The 17,913-nt window shown below is 52.7% G+C and carries 19 protein-coding genes; 11 read left to right on the top strand and 8 right to left on the bottom strand.

From position 1 onward, the window contains the following. Positions 1 to 175: 175 nt before the first annotated feature. The 7 genes from recQ to ACT8X9_RS05725 all read left to right on the top strand — a co-directional run bounded on the left by recQ (position 176) and on the right by ACT8X9_RS05725 (position 7,607). Positions 176 to 2,221 (top strand): DNA helicase RecQ, encoded by a 2,046-nt coding sequence (gene recQ, locus ACT8X9_RS05755; RefSeq protein WP_444268395.1) that lies wholly within the window; start codon positions 176 to 178, stop codon positions 2,219 to 2,221. A gap of 296 nt (positions 2,222 to 2,517) precedes the next feature. After that, entirely contained in the window at positions 2,518 to 3,312 is a 795-nt protein-coding gene (locus ACT8X9_RS05750) for a thymidylate synthase (protein WP_390154518.1), read from the top strand. Beyond that, the gene (locus ACT8X9_RS05745; RefSeq protein ID WP_444268394.1) at positions 3,309 to 3,794 is read left to right on the top strand and encodes a dihydrofolate reductase; all 486 of its coding nucleotides are present in this window, start codon (positions 3,309 to 3,311) and stop codon (positions 3,792 to 3,794) included. The genes ACT8X9_RS05750 and ACT8X9_RS05745 overlap by 4 nt, the downstream gene beginning before the upstream one ends. Before the next feature lie 419 nt (positions 3,795 to 4,213). Beyond that, positions 4,214 to 4,426, top strand: a complete 213-nt coding sequence (locus tag ACT8X9_RS05740; protein WP_444220437.1) for a FeoA family protein — start codon at positions 4,214 to 4,216, stop codon at positions 4,424 to 4,426. 74 nt (positions 4,427 to 4,500) lie between these two features. Beyond that, positions 4,501 to 4,719, top strand: coding sequence for a FeoA family protein (locus tag ACT8X9_RS05735; RefSeq protein WP_022106859.1), 219 nt, complete (start codon positions 4,501 to 4,503; stop codon positions 4,717 to 4,719). 430 nt (positions 4,720 to 5,149) lie between these two features. Further along, complete coding sequence (feoB, locus tag ACT8X9_RS05730) at positions 5,150 to 7,294, top strand: ferrous iron transport protein B (RefSeq protein WP_444268393.1); 2,145 nt, start codon at positions 5,150 to 5,152, stop codon at positions 7,292 to 7,294. A 142-nt stretch (positions 7,295 to 7,436) separates the two neighbouring features. After that, on the top strand, positions 7,437 to 7,607 hold the full coding sequence (locus ACT8X9_RS05725) for a hypothetical protein (RefSeq protein ID WP_444188904.1): 171 nt from the start codon (positions 7,437 to 7,439) through the stop codon (positions 7,605 to 7,607). 86 nt (positions 7,608 to 7,693) lie between these two features. Here the strand turns inward: ACT8X9_RS05725 and ACT8X9_RS05720 are convergent, their stop codons facing one another. The 6 genes from ACT8X9_RS05720 to ACT8X9_RS05695 all read right to left on the bottom strand — a co-directional run bounded on the left by ACT8X9_RS05720 (position 7,694) and on the right by ACT8X9_RS05695 (position 12,426). Next, a complete protein-coding gene (locus tag ACT8X9_RS05720) occupies positions 7,694 to 9,376 on the bottom strand; it encodes a DUF4368 domain-containing protein (RefSeq protein WP_444268392.1) in 1,683 nt (560 codons plus the stop codon). 91 nt (positions 9,377 to 9,467) lie between these two features. Further along, positions 9,468 to 9,641: a transposon-encoded TnpW family protein gene (locus tag ACT8X9_RS05715; RefSeq protein WP_158094644.1), complete on the bottom strand. Its 174-nt coding sequence runs from the start codon at positions 9,639 to 9,641 to the stop codon at positions 9,468 to 9,470. Positions 9,642 to 10,103: 462 nt separating this feature from the next. After that, positions 10,104 to 10,346 carry a helix-turn-helix domain-containing protein gene (locus tag ACT8X9_RS05710; RefSeq protein WP_002604473.1) on the bottom strand — a complete coding sequence of 81 codons (243 nt, stop codon included), beginning with the start codon at positions 10,344 to 10,346 and terminating at the stop codon, positions 10,104 to 10,106. Then, positions 10,330 to 10,767: a sigma-70 family RNA polymerase sigma factor gene (locus ACT8X9_RS05705; protein WP_002604474.1), complete on the bottom strand. Its 438-nt coding sequence runs from the start codon at positions 10,765 to 10,767 to the stop codon at positions 10,330 to 10,332. The genes ACT8X9_RS05710 and ACT8X9_RS05705 overlap by 17 nt, the downstream gene beginning before the upstream one ends. 473 nt (positions 10,768 to 11,240) lie before the next feature. Then, positions 11,241 to 12,224: a 23S rRNA (adenine(2503)-C(2))-methyltransferase RlmN gene (gene rlmN, locus ACT8X9_RS05700; RefSeq protein WP_002584956.1), complete on the bottom strand. Its 984-nt coding sequence runs from the start codon at positions 12,222 to 12,224 to the stop codon at positions 11,241 to 11,243. Between the two features lie 16 nt (positions 12,225 to 12,240). Continuing rightward, positions 12,241 to 12,426 (bottom strand): cysteine-rich KTR domain-containing protein, encoded by a 186-nt coding sequence (locus tag ACT8X9_RS05695; RefSeq protein WP_003431289.1) that lies wholly within the window; start codon positions 12,424 to 12,426, stop codon positions 12,241 to 12,243. Between the two features lie 398 nt (positions 12,427 to 12,824). Between ACT8X9_RS05695 and ACT8X9_RS05690 the strand changes: the two genes are divergently transcribed. The 4 genes from ACT8X9_RS05690 to ACT8X9_RS05675 all read left to right on the top strand — a co-directional run bounded on the left by ACT8X9_RS05690 (position 12,825) and on the right by ACT8X9_RS05675 (position 15,485). Further along, positions 12,825 to 13,181: a helix-turn-helix transcriptional regulator gene (locus ACT8X9_RS05690; RefSeq protein ID WP_044942672.1), complete on the top strand. Its 357-nt coding sequence runs from the start codon at positions 12,825 to 12,827 to the stop codon at positions 13,179 to 13,181. Between the two features lie 238 nt (positions 13,182 to 13,419). After that, positions 13,420 to 13,749 carry a plasmid mobilization protein gene (locus ACT8X9_RS05685; protein WP_118550708.1) on the top strand — a complete coding sequence of 110 codons (330 nt, stop codon included), beginning with the start codon at positions 13,420 to 13,422 and terminating at the stop codon, positions 13,747 to 13,749. Beyond that, entirely contained in the window at positions 13,710 to 15,059 is a 1,350-nt protein-coding gene (locus tag ACT8X9_RS05680) for a relaxase/mobilization nuclease domain-containing protein (RefSeq protein WP_279204111.1), read from the top strand. Before ACT8X9_RS05685 ends, ACT8X9_RS05680 begins: the two co-directional genes overlap by 40 nt. Positions 15,060 to 15,152: 93 nt before the next feature. Then, positions 15,153 to 15,485 carry a DUF6050 family protein gene (locus tag ACT8X9_RS05675; protein WP_118550710.1) on the top strand — a complete coding sequence of 111 codons (333 nt, stop codon included), beginning with the start codon at positions 15,153 to 15,155 and terminating at the stop codon, positions 15,483 to 15,485. Between the two features lie 385 nt (positions 15,486 to 15,870). Here ACT8X9_RS05675 and ACT8X9_RS05670 read toward each other — a convergent pair whose 3' ends face one another. Further along, positions 15,871 to 16,053, bottom strand: coding sequence for a hypothetical protein (locus tag ACT8X9_RS05670; protein ID WP_118550711.1), 183 nt, complete (start codon positions 16,051 to 16,053; stop codon positions 15,871 to 15,873). Next, entirely contained in the window at positions 16,050 to 17,903 is a 1,854-nt protein-coding gene (locus ACT8X9_RS05665; protein WP_444268391.1) for an antirestriction protein ArdA, read from the bottom strand. The genes ACT8X9_RS05670 and ACT8X9_RS05665 overlap by 4 nt, the downstream gene beginning before the upstream one ends. Positions 17,904 to 17,913 lie beyond the last annotated feature (10 nt).

Here is a 17,913-nt window from a genome sequence, read left to right as displayed (position 1 = left end):
CTTCCTGCGGTACGGGCGACAAGGATTCTTAATCGGTCATAGCCTCATTCATACTAGCGGTGAAACCGGCACCACACCCCTGAACACCTGAACCCTGAACCCTGAACCCTGAACCCCGAACCCTTTATCTATGCTATAATAATATGAATATGTTCGAATCGAAAGGAGGCGCGCCATGGGACCCAGAGACGTGCTGAAGGAATATTTTGGCTACGACACATTCCGCACGGTACAGGAGGATGTGATCTCTGCCATCCTTTCCGGGAAGGATGTGATGGCCATCATGCCGACAGGTGCGGGAAAGTCGATCTGCTTCCAGATCCCGGCGATGCTGCTCCCGAAGGGGACGGTCATCATTTCTCCTCTGATCTCCCTCATGAAGGATCAGGTGGAGGCGCTGACGGAGCAGGGGATCCCCGCCTCCTATGTGAACAGCACGGTCCCTTACGAGGAGTCGATCGAGCGGCTGCGTGACATGTATCGCGGACGGATCAAGCTGCTCTACATGGCGCCGGAGAAGCTCGAGCCGTCGTATTTCACGCATTGTCTCTCCATGGTGCCGCTCTCGATGATCGTGGTCGATGAGGCGCACTGTGTGTCGCAGTGGGGGCATGATTTCCGTCCATCGTATCGGAAGATCAAAAGCTTCATCGACAGCCTGCCGCAGCGTCCCATCGTGACGGCCTTTACCGCGACGGCGACGCCGCTCGTCGAGCAGGATATGAAGGAAAGTCTGGGGCTTTCCGGGGCGGCTGTTTTCCGCACGGGGCTTGACCGGCCGAATCTCTCCTTCCGCGTGATGCAGGGCAAGGATCGCGAGTATTTCATCCTGCGCTATGTGAAGTCGCACCGGAAGGAGAGCGGCATCATCTACTGCGCGACCCGAAAAGCGGTGGATGAGATGCATGACAGGCTCTCTCAGGCGGGGATCACGGCAGGGCGCTACCATGCGGGCATGACGGACGAGGAACGCAGGCAGGCGCAGGATGATTTCTCCTATGACAGGACGACAGTCATGGTGGCGACGAATGCGTTCGGCATGGGGATCGACAAGAGCAATGTGCGCTATGTCATCCATTACCAGATGCCCAAGAGTCTTGAGTCATACTATCAGGAGGCGGGGCGCGCGGGACGCGATGGAGCGAAGGCGGAGTGCATCCTGCTCTACAGCGGGAAGGATGTACATATCCAGACATACTTCATCGAGAATGGCAATCAGAGCGAGGAGCAGAAGCGGATGGATTACCAGCGCCTGAATGCGATGATCGACTATTGCCAGACGTCTTCGTGTCTTAGAAATTATGTCCTCGCCTACTTTGGCGAAAAGGTGAAGGAGCCCTGCGGCCACTGCAGCAACTGCGAGAACCGGACGGCCAAGGTCAGGATCACGGATGCGGCAGTCCTCATTTTCCGTACCGTCCTATCCCTTCGCGAGCGATACGGAGCGAGCATCATCGCTGCTGTCCTGAAAGGAAAGAAAACAAAGGAGCTCATCGAGAAGGATCTCCTCACAGTGCCGACTTTCGGCAAGCTCTCTTTTGAGAAGCTGGGCCATATCAAGAGTGCGCTGAACAGCTTCGTCGCGGATGGCTACCTCTTCCGTGACGGACAGCCCTATCCCGTACTCAAGCTGACGGACAAAGCGAAAGAAGTCCTTGCGGGGAAGGCAGAGGTCTACGGCCTTGCCTTCGGCGCAGAGGATGCGATGAAAGAGGCAGCGGTCGAGCGGGATCTTGATCCCCGTCGCGAAAGCCGGGACGGCCTTTTCGAAGCCCTGCGCGAGCTTCGGCGGACACTGGCGGCCGAAGAGCATGTGCCGCCCTTTGTCATCTTCTCGGATGCGACACTGGAAGCGATGGCACGCGAGCGCCCTGAGTCCATGGAAGCCATGGGTGCGGTGCATGGCGTCGGCGCATTCAAGCTGCAGAAATACGGCGAGCGTTTTCTGGAGATCATCCGGACCGGCGCAGAAGAGCCTGTCATCGAAGAAAAGGATCCCGATGCCCAGCTCCTGCAGCAGCTTTTCTCTGTCCGCAATGCGATCGCAGCCCGGGAAGGACTGGCTCGGAATCGCATCTTCACGGATGAGCAGCTGCAGGAAATGGCCTTCTGGCGTCCCAAGACGAAGCTGGAGCTGAAACGCATCCGCGGTATCGGCCCGAAAAAGGTCGATCGCTACGGAGAAGCGATCGTGAAATGCATCTGGGGAGACAGGATTTAGGGTTCAAGGTTCAGGGTTAGCCCCTCGGGCGTGCCGTCCTTTGATTACGTGCGAAAGAGGTTCAGCGGGTTCAACAGGTTCAGAAGGTTCAAAGGTGGTGGTGCGGCGCATAAAAATATGGAAGCGCCGCGGAGGTTTGAAACTAGCGGTTTTCTCGTATCGCAAACCTAATCCCTAGCCACTAATCCCTAGCTACAAGTCACTAGTCACAAGTCACTAGTCCCTAGCTACTAGTCCCCAGTCCCTAGTCACCAGTCACTATTTACAAACAACATACAAGTAAAGGAGTCACTACCATGAGTCTTGCTGATCAGGAATATCTCAGCATCGTGAAAAACATATTGGACAAAGGCGCACTCGGCGAGAACCGCACGGGTATGCCTGCCTACAAACTGCCGCATCAAATCATGCAGTTTGATCTGGAAAAGGAATTTCCCATCCTCACCACAAAATTCGTCGCCTTCAAGACAGCCGTGAAGGAGATCCTCTGGATCTGGCAGAAGCAGTCGAATGACGTACGCGAGCTGCAGAAGTGGAACTGCCATGTGTGGGATGAGTGGATGCGCGAGGACGGCACCATCGGGAAAGCCTACGGCTATCAGCTCGGCAAGTACCATCAGGTCGACACCCTCCTTGACATGCTGAAAAAAGACCCGGAGAGCCGCCGCATGGTGGTCGATCTCTGGAATGTGAAGGACCTTCCGGACATGGCGCTCTATCCCTGCGCCTTCCTCACCATGTGGGATGTTTCGAATGACGGCCGCCTGAACTGCATGCTCGTCCAGCGCAGCGGAGATATGGGGCTCGGCGTGCCCTTCAACATGACCCAGTACGCGGCGCTCATCTGCATGATCGCGCAGGTGAGCGGTCTTCGGCCGGGGCTCTTCACGCATGTCATCAATAACGCGCACATTTACGAAAACCATGTGGAGCAGCTGAAGCTCCAGCTCTCCCGCCTGCCGGAGGCTTACGCAGCGCCGAGGCTCGTCCTGAATCCGGATGTGAAGGATTTCTATGACTTCAAGCCTGAAGACATCCGGCTGGAAAATTACCGTCACCATGACAAGATCGCGATGGAGGTGTCCGTATGAGTCTTTCTATCATTGTTGCCCGTGCCAGAAACGGTGTCATCGGCAAGGATAACCGTCTCATCTGGCACCTTTCCGATGACCTGAAGCGGTTCAAGACTCTCACCATGGGTCATCCCATCGTCATGGGGCGAAAGACCTTCGAGAGCCTGCCCAAGGTCCTGCCCGGCCGTGTCCATTATGTGCTGACAGGAAATCCGGACTACAAAGCGCCGGAGGGCGTCCTTCTCTTCCACGATGTCAAGAAGCTGCTTGCGGCGCTGCCCGCAGGAGAGAGCTTCGTGATCGGCGGCGAGCATATGTACCGCGAGCTCCTGCCCTATGCAGATACGATGTACATCACAGAGATCGAGGAGGATTTCGAGGGCGATGCGTACTTCCCGGATTTCGATCCTTTCCGCTGGAAGCTGGAAGAGAGCATAGAGGGGGAGGGAAAGCTCCCGCATCGCTTCTGTACATATCGGAAAGTGACTGGTGACTGGTGACTAGTGACTAGGGATTAGGGATTAGGGATTCCCTTGTTCTGCCGGCTCTGCCTCTTCCTTTGGAAGGGGCAGACGAGCGAAGCGAGTCGAAGTTGGGGCGCAGACGTGCGAACATTGCCAGTCTGTCAATCTCCGGCGCTTTGTATCCTCTCTTTCCGGCAGAAGGAGAGCGTCCCAATAACAAACAACCATCAACGAAAGCGTCATGCAAGAGCATGGCGCTTTTTGCATGCCTAAATTTAAGACTAAGTGCATATGATTTTTGCCATCAGCCTAACCTATATTAGACAATATAGCAAATAATCATATTGCTCATCTAATAAAAATATTTCGGGCTATTGACTAATTTTAAAATGGGGAACTATAATATTGGCGAAAGTGAAGAAATGATGAGTTGCATTTCAGAAAGGAGGATGCCTATGATGCCTCTGGTATTTGCCAAGGCAGGAGACACCGTGACGATCACGCGGATCTCCGGGAAAGATGAGATTCGCCAGCATCTGGCAGACCTGGGATTCGTCGTTGCGGCGAAGGTACTCATTATCAGCCAGATGGGAGGCAACTTGATCGTACAGGTGAAAGGTAGCCGTGTCGCGCTCGATCGCTCCATGGCAGGGCGGATATTCTTTTAACGGTGAGCCTCTGCTTACCGCCTGCCGGTCACACCGGATCACTTATCCCTTATCAAAACGAAAGGACGAATACAATGACACTCAAAGAAGTGGCTGTCGGAAGCACAGCCAAAGTCAAGAAAATCACCGGCGCAGGCCCGCTGCGTCGACGCATCATGGATATGGGCATCACGAAGGGCGTCGATGTCTATGTCCGCAAGGTCGCTCCTCTGGGAGATCCCATCGAGCTCACCGTCCGCGGCTATGAGCTCTCCATCCGTAAGGATGAAGCCGAAGCGATCGAAGTAGAATAAAATGAGAAATTAGGAATGGTGGTGCGGCGCATAAAAAATTGAAGCGCTGCGGAGTTTTGATAGCGCTTCGCGACTTTGTCATTTCGAGCGTAGTCGAGAAATCTCTATTGCACAACGCTCATTGCCTGATGTGAGACAGCACCAATACATCGCTTTACCTCGGCACATACACACTGATTCCCGCAGGGCAGTAGAGATCCCTCGGCTGCGCTCGGGATGACGATGCCGGAGAATCCAAGTCACCAGTCACTCCTAATCCCTAGCTACTCACCCCTGCTTTCAAACTTCAGGGTCCAAGGTGAGTGCTGACGCATTTCCAAAAACTCGCGGCGCTTTCTAAATTTCCGCGCCGCCACCATAACCCCGAACCCTGAAACCACTAACCAGAACCAATCCCACCCAAATATAGAAGAAGGAGAACAGAAAAAACATGTCTATACGAATCGCCCTGGCGGGCAACCCGAACTGCGGGAAGACGACATTATTCAATGAACTGACCGGCAGCTCCCAGTACGTAGGGAACTGGCCCGGTGTCACAGTCGAAAAGAAAGACGGCATCCTCAAAGGACACAAGGACGTCATCATCCAGGATCTGCCGGGGATCTACTCCCTTTCTCCGTACACACTCGAAGAAAAAGTCGCTAGAAACTATCTGGTGAACGAACAGCCGGACGTCATCCTGAATATCATCGATGGCACGAATCTGGAACGCAACCTGTACCTTACGACACAGCTGGTGGAGATCGGTCTGCCGATGATCGTGGCCATCAATATGATGGACCTTGTCAAAAAGAATGGCGACCTCATTGATTTCGACAAACTCTCCTCCGAGCTGGGCTGCCCGGTCGTAGAGATCTCTGCGCTGCAGGGCAAGGGATGCCGGGAAGCGGCTGAAAAGGCGATGGAATTCGCTATGAATAAGAAACCGCTTCGCCTGCCGTCTGTCTTCACCGGCAGCGTCGAGCATGCCATCGCACACATCGAAGAATCGATCTCCGATAAAGTCGAAAACCAGTTCGTTCGCTGGTACGCCATCAAAGTATTCGAAAGAGATCAGGATGCGACGGGAGCTCTGCAGCTGGATCCGAAGATGATGTCTCATCTGGAAGGCCATATCAAGGACTGCGAAGACGAGCTCGATGATGATGCCGAGTCCATCATCATCAACCAGCGCTATGGCTACATTTCCAAGATCATAGACAGTGTCATGAAGAAAAAGAAGCAGGGCGTCTCCATGACGACCTCGGATAAGATCGACCATATCGTCACAAACCGCATCCTTGCGCTTCCGATCTTCTTCCTCATCATGACGCTTGTCTACTTCATCTCTGTCACCACCGTCGGCGGCTGGGCGACAGACTGGGTGAATGATACCTTCTTCGGTGAGATCGTGAATGACGCAGCGACTGGCTTCATGGAGTCCATCGAAGCGCCGGACTGGATGTCTAGCCTCGTCGTAGACGGCATCATCGGCGGTGTCGGCACCGTTCTCGGCTTTGTGCCGCAGATTCTCCTCATTTTCTTCTTCCTCTCCCTTCTGGAAGACTCCGGTTACATGGCGCGTGTTGCCTTCATCATGGACCGCATTTTCCGTAAATTCGGTCTCTCCGGCAAGTCCTTCATCCCGATCCTTGTCGGCAGCGGCTGCGGTGTACCGGCTGTCATGGCGACCCGCACCATCGAAGACGTGCGTGACCGCCGCATGACCATCATGCTCTGCACCTTCATCCCATGCTCGGCAAAGGCGGTCATCATTTCCATGATCACCTCCGTATTCTTCCCGGACTCCATCCTGATGGCGCCGGCCATGTACTTCCTCGGTATCGCGGTCATCATCCTCGCGGGCATCGCTCTCAAAAAGACAGGTGCTTTTGCGGGTGATCCGGCTCCTTTCGTCATGGAGCTTCCGGCTTACCACTTCCCGTCCATGAAGGGTGTCCTCATCCATATGTGGGAAAGAGCGCGCGGCTTCATCATCAAAGCCGGCACCATCATCTTCGCGGTCTGCGTCGTCATCTGGTTCTTCTCCGCATTCAATGCAGGCCTTGAAATGGTAGAAGACATCGAAGACTCCATGATGGCTGCCTTCGGTCATGCGATCTCCTGGATCTTTGCTCCACTCGGCCTCGGTGACTGGAAGGGCGCTGTCGCTGTCATCTCTGCAGAAATGGCCAAGGAAAATGCAATGAGTACCCTGGCTGTCCTGAATGGCGTCGCAGCAGAAGCCGAAGACGAAGAGATCATGGCCGGCATTGCGACTATGTTCACCCCGATCGCTGCCTTCTCCTACATGATCCTGAACCTCTTTGACCCGCCATGCGTCGTTGCGATCGCGACCATCGCCAGAGAAATGGGCGACCGCAAATGGGCGGCTATCGCCATCGGCTTCCAGGTCGCGCTCGGCTATGGCATGGCTTTCGTAGCTTACAATCTGGGGAGCTGGCTCTTCTACGGCGCTTCCTTCGGCCTCTCTCAGGGCATCGCCATCGTCCTCTGCCTCCTTGCTCTCTACTTCATCTGCCGTCCGGCTCCGAAGGGGAAACCAGCGGCGGAAGGCGCTTATGCGCGGGGGTAAGACTGGGCTGACAGGCTTCTCATCCTGCGCGGAAGCGAAGGATCTTGGCGAAGGTGCCCTCCCATTGGATCCTTCGCCAAATGGTAAACCTCATCGCTTTCGTTATTGTGAAATATGAGCAAACTCATAAAAGGAGATACCCATGAATCCCGCGGTCTATGCTGTGGTGGCGGTGATCGCCATCCTCTTCGTTCTTGCCTGCCGTCACATCTATCATGCCACCATCGGCGGCGGTGGATGCTGCGGTGGGGGCGGAGACTGTCCCGCCTGCCGCGAAAGGAAAATGAAACTTCACGGCGGACTCAAGAAATAAAAAAGGGAATCGCGAAAGGTGCCTCCCGATAAGAAAACATCGTGAGGCAAGAGAGAAACGGTATAGCTTCGGCTATGCCGTTTTTCTCATTCTTGCCTTGATGAAGTGACTTTGGATACTTCCAGGGTTCCAATGCCCTTATAGTAGATGTCAATTTCCTGGGTGCGGTTCTTACCCTTTGGATCGCTGGCAGCATGGACAACGATCTTTTCGACAAACTCATGTAAGATACATGGCGTCAATTCAGGAATTTCCGTATACCGTTCTACAACGGAGAGAAACCTTTCTACATTGGCGCTTTTTTGTTCCTCTGCTTCGATTTCACCACGGAGGACAGCCGCTACCTCTTGAAGCTGATGCTGCTCTTTCTCGTAGTCAGCGGAGAGCTTTTGGAAACGCTCGTCAGAAAGTTTTCCCGAAATAGTATCCTCATAGAGCCGCTTGAAAATGGTGTCCAGCTCTGTGATCCGTTTTTCGGCATCAGCCAATGTTTTCTGCCGTTTTGCCAAACCTCGGTTACGCTGGCGCATATCCGCATCCATCACCATCTTCACAAAATCGTCTTTGCGCTGTGATGCGAAGGAAACGATCTCGCGCAGATTTTGCAGAACCAATTCCTCCAGGATAACAGTTCGGATAGAATGTGTCTGCCCACATACATCACGGCTTTTCCGATAGCCCGAACACAGGTAGTATTCCTGATCGCGCCGAAAATTGGTTGCCCTGCATTGATACATGATGGAACCGCAGTCGGCACAGAACATCATGCCGGAGAACATCCCCATTTCTCCCATCTTTGTTGGTCGGCGCCGCGTCTGCCTTGCGAGCCTTGCTGCATCGGCAATCGCCTCTGTCCAGATAGCTTCGTGGGTATTCTCAAAAATCTTCCATTCGCTTTCTGGATTGAGCAGAGTCTTTTTGCTCTTGTAGGATTTTTTACGGGTTTTGAAATTAACCGTGTGCCCCAGGTATTCACGCCAGCGATCCATGATGTCGGCAATCGTAGAAGAATCCCAAGCGTAAGGAGAACCTTTCTTTGTGACATTGGTTGTCCTGCCTTTACTCGCATAGTAAGCAGCCGGAGTAAGGATTTTTCTTTCCGTCAGTTTTCTTGCGATCTGCGAGGGTCCCAAACCGTCCATGATATAGAGACCAATTTCATAAACTACCTGGGCGGCTTCTTCATCCTTCACCCATTGCTTTTTGTCATCAGACGATTTTATGTATCCATACGGAGGCAAGACAGTCAAATGTTCCCCTGCATTGCCTTTCACTTTCATAACGGCACGGATTTTTTTGCTGGTGTCTTTGGCGTACCATTCATTGATGATATTGCGGAAGGGCGTAAACTCGTTGTCGCCCTGGGTACTGTCTACACCATCATTCACCGCAATAAAGTGAATATCATGTTCGGGAAACATGATCTCCGTATACATGCCGACTTGCAGATAATCACGTCCGAAACGCGACATATCCTTAATGATAACACGCTTGACAAGACCTGCCTCAATATCTGCAATCATCTGCTGAAAGCCTGGGCGGTTGAAGGTCGTACCTGAGATGCCGTCATCAACATAGAATTTGAAATTGCTATATCCATGCTCACGGGCATACTTTTCCAGGATTTTTTTCTGGTTTACAATGCTATTGCTGTCACCCTGCAATTCATCGTCACGGGATAAGCGACAATACAGAGCAGTAAGTTCTTCGGAACTCATAGCTGTGTAAGGGAATTGAAGCGCGGCAGCGGTGTTTGACTGATAATACATAAATACCTCCCATCTGGCAGTCAAACACGATATTGAAGCCCGACTTCATTATACCGCGCTTTCTTTTTCCTGTCTGCCTGTTAGGAGGATTTCAAGTCACAGTTTCTTTCTGGACATCGGCTTTTATCAAGTTCTCCAGTTTGGAGGCGATCGTTTGATTTCCCTTTTGAGGAAAGAAAGAATTGACGATAAAGGTCGTGTTGCCGATCTTCTTTTTGCTCCGCATAGGCGGGGCATATTTATTTTCAGATTGATTTTTCTGCATGATAAAGCCCCTTTCATGCCATTTCATTAAAACCATAAAAGAGGCAGAAAACGGATGGCTGCTGGCCGCAGCTCCACGGGAATTTCACCCCGGCCCATGCTGATGGGTGCGCCGCGCAATGCTTTGAGGGCGTTCAACGCGGGAGTCTCATTGTCCTGTCTGTGCATCTTCGCCCACAGGTTGCCACACCTGTTTCGCGGCCTGGTTTTGTCGCTCGCCTGTTTGGTAGGGGTCCCGTCCTGCGGACTTGCAACAGGGTCATGGCGCACCGGCCGATCGGCTCCACACAGACAGATCGTATCCGTCTGCCTTATGCTGCCCGAAGGCTTTCTTTGTCAAGGAACAATAAGGCTTTGTCGGCCTGCAAAAGCACATCAACAGCGGATATGCTTTTGCGGAACGACAAATAGCCCATAACGGGAAGCGTGGAAAGGGGACACGCTCCCCGCATGGGCTAAAAGATTATCCTACATGAAAAGCAAGGGTGCGGGTAATAAGGCGCACTTGCAGCCTGTTACGCATTTCCTCGTCCACATAGGAATAGGTATTGCCCGCGTCGTCTTTCAGCGTGCGGGTACAAAGTTTCGCTATGTAACCCTCGTAGTGCTTCAAGATCGCGCACATGGCGGTTGTGTCGCCGTTTGCCGCTGCGGAAATGACAGGGAACGGCAACAGATTTTCAGACTTCCTAACGGTATTCATCATCTGCTTTTCCCTCCAAATACTGTTTGATTTTCGCAAGCGCGGATTTCCTGTGCCGGAAAACCGTCGTGCGTACAACATTCAGCAGTTCGCCAATTTCCGCGTCGCTCATATCCAAGAAGTAGGACAAAAGGATAATGTCGCGTTTCCTTTCGGGCAAAGCGTTAAGGGCTTCGGCAAGCAGTTCATTTTTGACGAGTACATCAAAGCCGGACACTTGAAAACGGAAATAATCGCTTTCGTATTCGTCCGTTGTGAAAAGCTGCGCGAGTTCGCTTTCGCTCAAATCCGAAAAAGTAACTTCGCGTGCTGCGCGTTTCGCAAGAGTGCGGCGGTGGCTTTTCGCTTCGCCGACCAAAGTTTTCTTTGCTAATGCGTCGTACTGATGTTGTATTCTTTCCTTGTCGGAAGAAGATAGCTCCATAGAGTTCACCTCCTTCCCGCGTGGAGTAGAGGACGGGAGTTAAGGGCTTGTCCTCTCTGCCCCTTTCGCTCCGTACCCGTTCGGGAGATGGCTCTTGAGTGCGCTTTTCAGAAAAAAGTTGAAAAAAGCAAAATGCGCCCGTCCGCAAGACGCGGACGGGCGCAAAGGAAATGTAAGCAGTAGCTAAATGTATTGACAGTTCACATTCATAGCCGGAATATCCCGCTTGCGGAGCATAGCTTTTTTTGACCGCAAAGCATTAGGCGGGTTACAGTAAATAAAAATGGACACGGCGATACCTCCCCGATACCGCCGTATCCTTAAAAAAGGGCGACTTTAATACACTACCCGCAATCCATTCTATAATAGGGAACAGCGGCTTTTGCGCAATATTAAATAAAAAAGCCGATAACACATAGGTTTTTTGACCTAATGCGTTATCGGCTCTGCGTCTATGCGTCTGGCACTTTTAATCATTTTTTTTTGAATTTATTATATGTGTTAGCTAACTGTCCACAAGCCGCGTTAATCTCTCTGCCATGAGAAACTCTCATAGTAACTTCAAGTCCTGCTTGCTCTAATTGATGTTTGAATGCAACTATTTCCCGTTTCTGTGGTGCTTTAATTCTTGAATTGCTTGTTGGGTTGTATTGTAACACGTTAATCATAACTTTTTTGCCCCGAAACCATTTTGCAAGTTGTCTTACATCTGAGGGCCGGTCATTTATACCCGGTAAAAGCAAATACGCAAAGACAATTTTGCGATTATGCCTTTCAGAATAGGATAAGGCTTGCTTAACAACATCTTCAATAGCATATATGCGCATGTGAGGAATAATACGATTTCTTGCAGATTGTGTTGCTGCGTGTAAAGATATTGTCAACTGAATTTTAAGATGTTCCTCGCGCAATTTTTTTAATTGATCGACCGGACCAACTGTTGATATGGTAATGCCGTCGGTTGGAAAGTTGAGCCCATATCTATCTCGGAGAATATGGATTGCTTTTATCAAGTTGTCATAATTGAATAAAGGCTCTCCCATACCCATAAAAACGATACGGTTTACTTTTCGACGCAACAATATAATCTGTTGTACGATTTCTGACGATGTTAGATTACGAACAAAGCCATTTCGCCCGGACTCACAAAAAATACAACCAACAGGACAACCGACTTGTGTGCTCACGCAAACAGTTCCACCATCTCGCCGCTTGATAAAAACCGTTTCAATGTATTTGTTGTCTTTCAGTTCGTAAACATACTTTTCAGTATCACTGCTTTTGCAAATATTTTTTACCAACATTGATAGATTTTTTTTGCGTGGTAATTGCTTATATAATTCTTCATATAAGGCTTTTGCTTCATTCTCGCCAATAACTTCCGACATTTCTTTGTAAGTAAATCCGTATGGATCATTCCGTACTTCCGCAGGCGTATATTTAGGTAAACGTTTCATTTTTATATCCTTTCTTCTAAATAATAAAAGTTTGTTTTTCTGTATTTTTGATTACAATCTCTAATTTTTCTACATCAATGATATGCGTCAATTTGCATTTAGGGCAGAAAAGAGGAAAATCTTTTAATACAGTATTATGAAATACTTGAACTCTCGTCTTTCCGTTACAAATCGGACATTTTATCCAATATTTTTTAAGCATTATATTTCACTCGTCCTTTTTACACAAAAAAATGCAGGTCAATCCTCAACATGAGCATTGACCTGCATTTATAATGCACAGAGCAGTACAACAAAACTAAGGCATAGCTTGCACTATGTCTATACTATATCTATACGTCGTTAGTTTTTTGTATAGCATCCGCAAAATAAGCATGACAAAAAAGCCCATGTTGAAAATGGGAAAATCCTTTTTTTCAATGCTTATCTAATACGCATGCTATGCAACATAAACGCCGCCTCCTTTTACATAAATTTTATTTTATCAGAAAATCAGTCTACTGTCAATACACAACAGGAAGTATTTAACCTAATGATATGAATTGTGTGGACATATCCAAAAAGAAAGGTGAACTGTAAAATGTAACAGGGTGAATGAAAATGGCAAAAAGACCCGTACCATTGTACGACTTTAAGGCTTTCGGGGCAGCTATAAAAGCCGCGAGAAATGAATACGGCGAGAGCCGCAAAAAGGTAAGCGACGAGTTATATATTTCCCCGCGCTACCTTGCGAATATCGAGAACAAGGGACAACAGCCGAGTTTACAGGTATTCTATGACCTTGTAACCCGGTATCATATTTCGGTAGATCAATTTTTCTTCCCGAACAGCAATGCGGAGAAATCCACCGGGCGGCGGCAGCTTGACGCGCTGCTGGACGGTATGAGCGATAAAGGCATACGGATTGTAACCGCAACGGCAAGGGAGATAACGGAAGTCGAACAAGCAGAGGACTAACCTCACAATATGGGAAACAGGAGATTGCAGCGCATGGCGGCTGCAATCTTTTTTTGCGTCCAAAATCAAAGGAACGCGCAACAAATACCGCCTTTCGGTGGGGGTATGGAGTAGATAGCAAGCACAGCCAGTGAGTACCCACTGGCGGATTTTTGATTTAGGGGGACCCCTGCCCCTAAATCGAAAAATTGCTTGCTGGGATAGTCCCAGACCCTTATGGAAACGGAGGCGGCGCAGCATGGCAAACCGAAAGCGGAATATCCAGATGAAGTTTTGGGTGACAGAGGAGGAAAAGCGGCTCATTGAGGAGAAAATGACCCAGCTCCACACAAAGCGGAGCGGCGCCTATCTCCGCAAAATGGCGATTGATGGGTACATCATCCAGGTGGACACCACCGACATCAAGGAGATGACCCGCGCCCTCTCCGCCATCGGCCGGAACATCAACCAGATCGCCAAGCGGTTAAACGCCGGCGGTCCGGCCTACCAGGCCGACATGGAGGAGATCCGGGAGAGGATGGAGCAGATATGGCAGTTACAAAGACGCATCCTATTAAGTCAACGCTGAAAGCGGCCATTGACTATATCTGCAATCCCGATAAGACAGATGGGAAACTGCTGGTGTCCTCCTTCGGCTGCTCCGCCGAGACCGCCGACATCGAATTTGCCTGGACCCGCCGCCATGCCATCGACAAGGGCACGAACCTGGGCAGGCACCTCATCCAGGCGTTTGAGCCTGGGGAGGTCACGCCGGAGGAAGCCCACCGGATCGGCATGGAGCTGGCGCGGGAGGTCCTGGGCGGCAAGTATGAATTTGTCCTTACCACCCACATAGACAGAGACCACGTCCATAATCACCTGATTTTCAATGCGGTCAGCTTTCAGGACCACAAGCACTATCACTCCAATAAGCGGAGCTATCACTTCATCCGCCGCACCAGTGACCGGATCTGCAAAGAACATGGCCTGTCCGTCATCGTTCCCGGCAGGGACAAGGGCAAGAGCTACATTGAGCATCAGGCGGAACAGAACGGCACCAGCTACAAGGCGAAGCTGCGTGCCGCCATTGACCGGCTCCTGCCCGGCTGCTCTGACCTGGAGGACCTGCTCCGCCGCCTTCAGCGGGAAGGGTACGAACTGAAACGGGGCAAGTACATATCCGCCAGGGCTCCGGGCCAGGAACGGTTCACCCGATTGAAAACCCTGGGCGCCGATTATGCCGAGGAGGCCCTGACCGCCCGGATCGCCGGAAGGCCCAGGCCCTCCCGCCAGCCCCAGCAGCGCACCGGGAAGCCCAGCCTGCTCATCGACATTCAGAACAATCTCAAAGCCCAGCAGAGCGCCGGTTACAAGCACTGGGCGACCATCGAGAATTTGAAACGGGCCGCTGAAACGCTGAACTTTCTGACCGAACATGGGATCTCCAGCTATGAGGAGCTGGCCGAGCGTTGCGACGGGGCGGCGGCCGCCACCGCCAGGGTGAAAGCAGCCCTCCGGGCAACGGAGAAGGAAATGGAGCGGCTGACTCTCACCATGAAGCACGCCGCCACCTACCGCCAGCTCCGTCCCCTGTATGACCAATACCGCCAGTCCAGGGACAAGGAGAAATTCCTCCGGGGGCATGAGGGGGAGATCATTCTGTTTGAGGCGGCGGCAAGGGAGCTGAAACGCCTGGACGCCGTACCCCTGCCCGCCACCCAGCGGCTCCGGGCTGAGATGGACGAACTCACCGCCAGGAAGGCCGCCCTGCAATCAGAACATAGGAAGGCCCAGCGGGAGGAACGGCAGTATGACACCCTCCGTCAGAATGTGGAGGCCCTGCTGGAAAAGCCGAGGGAGGCCGAACCGCAGAGGCAGCGAAATAACGAGCTGGAATAGCGGAGGTTGTGCGCCTTTACCAGACTTTTCAAAAAACCCTGGGCGCGGTCAGATTTTCCCGGTATAATGGAGGCAGGAATGGAGGTGCCGCCAATGACGAGAACCGAGGCTATCAAGGAATTTTTCAAGAAGGCAGTTTTGCCCGTCGCCATCGCCGGGCTGCTGTACTGTATTTTCAAATCCGCTTGTATCAGGAATGGAGAACTGGATCTTCTCTGGCTCTGGATACTCTGCGGCCTGCCCTTCGGCATCCATCGGATGTACGTCTGGATCGTGCCGGGCGGCAGCTCCCTGGGCGGCGGCGCCGCGCTGTTCGCGCTGAACTTCATCATCGGCGGACTCATCGGGGGTTTCGTCCTGGTGTGGCGCCTGCTGGTGGCGGCGTGGTATGTGCCCCTCACCATCTACCGCCTGATTGTGGGGTAACCGCACTATGGAAATGTGGAAAACGGCCGCTCCGCCGATGGAAAACAGATATTCACGGCCCGATGGAAAAGCCGCCGGCTTTCCCACAGCCCGCAAACATCGTTTCCCACAGCTCCGCAAGCATGACCGTTTACGCACATTCCCACAGCGCCTACTACGGCGAATATCCTTCCTGTCCGATCCTAATGGAAAGAGATAAAAGAGAACAAAAAAAGAAGCGGGAGCGTCACCCTTGGCTCAAACCGAAGGCGGCGCTCCCGCTCTGTAATGGAAAAGTGTTCAAAATTGCGGCTTTACACCCCTCAAATCAGAGGGAGAGACCCACATGGGAAATCATAAGGGCGGCTCCCGGAAAAGCCGCCACAGGCGATTTTTCGCCCCATTTTCAACCTCTATCGCCGCACTTTTTTGAGCGTGCGGACTGGTAATGGGGACAGGCGATGAGGACAGCCCGGAAGCTCTGCTTGCAGGGGTGGGCGCAGCCCTTGCAGACCTTGTTGTACTTGCGGCGGCCGTTCTCCCCCAGGAAGAAAGCCCATTCCAGCCGCCACTTCTTGCTCCGGCTCATAGGTCGTGCTCCGGGGGCTTCTTCTGGTGGGCTTTGTCCGGGGGCTTGCGTTCGCCGCACTCCTTTTTCGCCGCCTCCAGCCGTTCCCGGATGGAGGGCTTTTTCTCCGGGGAGGTCCGGCGCACCTCGCCCTTCGCCGCCTCCAGCTCCTCGCCCTTGCGGCCGTTGTTGATGACCCCATCAATCATCCCGTAGTCGTCCTCCACGGTCATCTCTGCGGTGCGAAGGGGGTTCTCCGGTTCCACCGGCAGGGCGATGATCTGCCCGTTCAGGTTAATAAATTGCTCCGGTTGCTTGAAGTGTTCCATATACTTCTGCGCCAGCTCCGGGGGCAGCGAGGTGAAGTCCTCCTCACCCAGGCCCACCACCAGGAAGGTGCCGGCCATGATGTCATAGAGGTTTCCATCCTCATCCCGCAGGCCCCGGTTCAGCTCCAGGCCGATCAGCTTGCCCTCATCGTTGCAGACCAGCCCCACCGGGTCAGAGAAGGGATAGGAGGCGGCAATGTCGCCGCCCACCTCCGCTTGCAGCGAATGGAGGCCAAGGTCGATCTCCTTCAGGTAGGGTTCCTTCATCGGCTCTACCACAAGGACCATCATTTTCTCCGGGGCGGCGTGCTCCTGGGCCTCCTCATTGCGGATAGCGAAAGAGCGGGAGCCGTTGCCCATGATGAGATACTTCCCATCGTCAGACTGGTGGTGGAAGCCATACCCGGCCGCCTCCATCTGTTCCCGGCTCATATCCGTCACATAGAAGGTGCCCCTGGGGGTCCGCACTGTTTCGCCGGTCTCCCGGTCATCCGGGGAGGGTGCCGCGGCCTGCCCGGCCAGCTCCGCCTCATAGTCCCGGCCCGCCTGCTCCGCAAAGGCCAGCATCTCGTCCACATGGGACTTGTCCGGGTCCTCCAGTGCCGCTTTGATTACAGCCGGATCAAAGTCAAGAAATTCCTCATACCCGGTGGCGTCCTTGAACTTCTCGATTTCGGAAGGCAGATAGTCCTCCTGGGTCTGCCCCAGGGCGGCCAGCTTCTCATCCAGGGCGGAAATGCGGCCGGCCATCAGGTTTTCGTAAATTTCCTCCCTCGCCGCATGTTCCTCCGGGTGCTCGGCGGCGTACTGCGGGTCGTGCTGGCGAAAAAACTCGTCCATATCGTAGGCAATGTCCATTGCCCATTCCGAAATTTCTTCTTCGGGAATATCGTCCTGGAAGGTCATCACCCGGTATTCCTCCGGGATACTGCCGTGTTCGCCATCGTAATATTCATGGAAGGTGTCCCCGGTATCCCGCACATAGCCGAAGTCGGTAAATTCGCCGCCCTCCTCCAGGGCGACGTCCCGGCCGTAGGCCTCATAGTCGATGTAGTTCCGCAGGTGCTCCGGCACCTGCATGGCGTCCAGCTCCTCAATGTAATACCGGCCCAGGTCGTCATGGTCGCGGATGTCGGGGTACACATCGTAGCAGTCCAGGTTCTCGGTCAGGTTGATGATCTCCTGCAAACTGCCGGAATGGTCGCCGATCTCCATAGCCGCCTGGAACCGCTCGTACTCGCCCTGGCTCATCTCGTCCAGCTTGGAGGCCAGGTAGTTGAGCTCGTCCAGGTTCTCATACTCGCCCAGCTTGTCATAGAGGCCGTCCACATAGCAGTCATAGTCGGTGATGAACCACTCCTCATAGGGCTGCCCGAAGTCGTCCTTGGAGCCAATGCCGATCCGCTCAAACACCTTTTGCAGCTCCTCCGCCGTGGTGGGGAACTTCACCCATTCACCCACCAGGGAGCCCTCGTTGTACTTGCCCAAGTTGGTGATGAAGGCGGCGAAGGGATAATCCTTGTCATATTCATAATGGGGCATATACGCACCT

The organism is Faecalibacterium sp. (assembly GCF_052358865.1).
Classification (GTDB): Bacteria; Bacillota; Clostridia; order Oscillospirales; family Ruminococcaceae; genus Faecalibacterium; species Faecalibacterium butyricigenerans.
The sequence above is the reverse complement of the archived record's forward strand: the minus strand, read 5'-3'. Positions and strand labels throughout refer to the sequence as shown.

What these genes read in the sequence shown, in the direction of transcription:
- ACT8X9_RS05715 (WP_158094644.1), bottom strand. Translation starts at nt 9,641, where the DNA reads ATGCAGAAAAATCAATCTGAAAATAAATATGCCCCGCCTATGCGGAGC.
- ACT8X9_RS05750 (WP_390154518.1), top strand. Translation starts at nt 2,518, where the DNA reads ATGAGTCTTGCTGATCAGGAATATCTCAGCATCGTGAAAAACATATTG.
- feoB (WP_444268393.1), top strand. Translation starts at nt 5,150, where the DNA reads ATGTCTATACGAATCGCCCTGGCGGGCAACCCGAACTGCGGGAAGACG.
- ACT8X9_RS05665 (WP_444268391.1), bottom strand. Translation starts at nt 17,903, where the DNA reads ATGCCCCATTATGAATATGACAAGGATTATCCCTTCGCCGCCTTCATC.
- ACT8X9_RS05725 (WP_444188904.1), top strand. Translation starts at nt 7,437, where the DNA reads ATGAATCCCGCGGTCTATGCTGTGGTGGCGGTGATCGCCATCCTCTTC.
- recQ (WP_444268395.1), top strand. Translation starts at nt 176, where the DNA reads ATGGGACCCAGAGACGTGCTGAAGGAATATTTTGGCTACGACACATTC.
- ACT8X9_RS05710 (WP_002604473.1), bottom strand. Translation starts at nt 10,346, where the DNA reads ATGATGAATACCGTTAGGAAGTCTGAAAATCTGTTGCCGTTCCCTGTC.
- ACT8X9_RS05695 (WP_003431289.1), bottom strand. Translation starts at nt 12,426, where the DNA reads ATGCTTAAAAAATATTGGATAAAATGTCCGATTTGTAACGGAAAGACG.
- ACT8X9_RS05740 (WP_444220437.1), top strand. Translation starts at nt 4,214, where the DNA reads ATGATGCCTCTGGTATTTGCCAAGGCAGGAGACACCGTGACGATCACG.
- ACT8X9_RS05675 (WP_118550710.1), top strand. Translation starts at nt 15,153, where the DNA reads ATGACGAGAACCGAGGCTATCAAGGAATTTTTCAAGAAGGCAGTTTTG.
- ACT8X9_RS05705 (WP_002604474.1), bottom strand. Translation starts at nt 10,767, where the DNA reads ATGGAGCTATCTTCTTCCGACAAGGAAAGAATACAACATCAGTACGAC.
- ACT8X9_RS05690 (WP_044942672.1), top strand. Translation starts at nt 12,825, where the DNA reads ATGGCAAAAAGACCCGTACCATTGTACGACTTTAAGGCTTTCGGGGCA.
- ACT8X9_RS05745 (WP_444268394.1), top strand. Translation starts at nt 3,309, where the DNA reads ATGAGTCTTTCTATCATTGTTGCCCGTGCCAGAAACGGTGTCATCGGC.
- ACT8X9_RS05735 (WP_022106859.1), top strand. Translation starts at nt 4,501, where the DNA reads ATGACACTCAAAGAAGTGGCTGTCGGAAGCACAGCCAAAGTCAAGAAA.
- ACT8X9_RS05680 (WP_279204111.1), top strand. Translation starts at nt 13,710, where the DNA reads ATGGCAGTTACAAAGACGCATCCTATTAAGTCAACGCTGAAAGCGGCC.
- ACT8X9_RS05670 (WP_118550711.1), bottom strand. Translation starts at nt 16,053, where the DNA reads ATGAGCCGGAGCAAGAAGTGGCGGCTGGAATGGGCTTTCTTCCTGGGG.
- rlmN (WP_002584956.1), bottom strand. Translation starts at nt 12,224, where the DNA reads ATGAAACGTTTACCTAAATATACGCCTGCGGAAGTACGGAATGATCCA.
- ACT8X9_RS05720 (WP_444268392.1), bottom strand. Translation starts at nt 9,376, where the DNA reads ATGTATTATCAGTCAAACACCGCTGCCGCGCTTCAATTCCCTTACACA.
- ACT8X9_RS05685 (WP_118550708.1), top strand. Translation starts at nt 13,420, where the DNA reads ATGGCAAACCGAAAGCGGAATATCCAGATGAAGTTTTGGGTGACAGAG.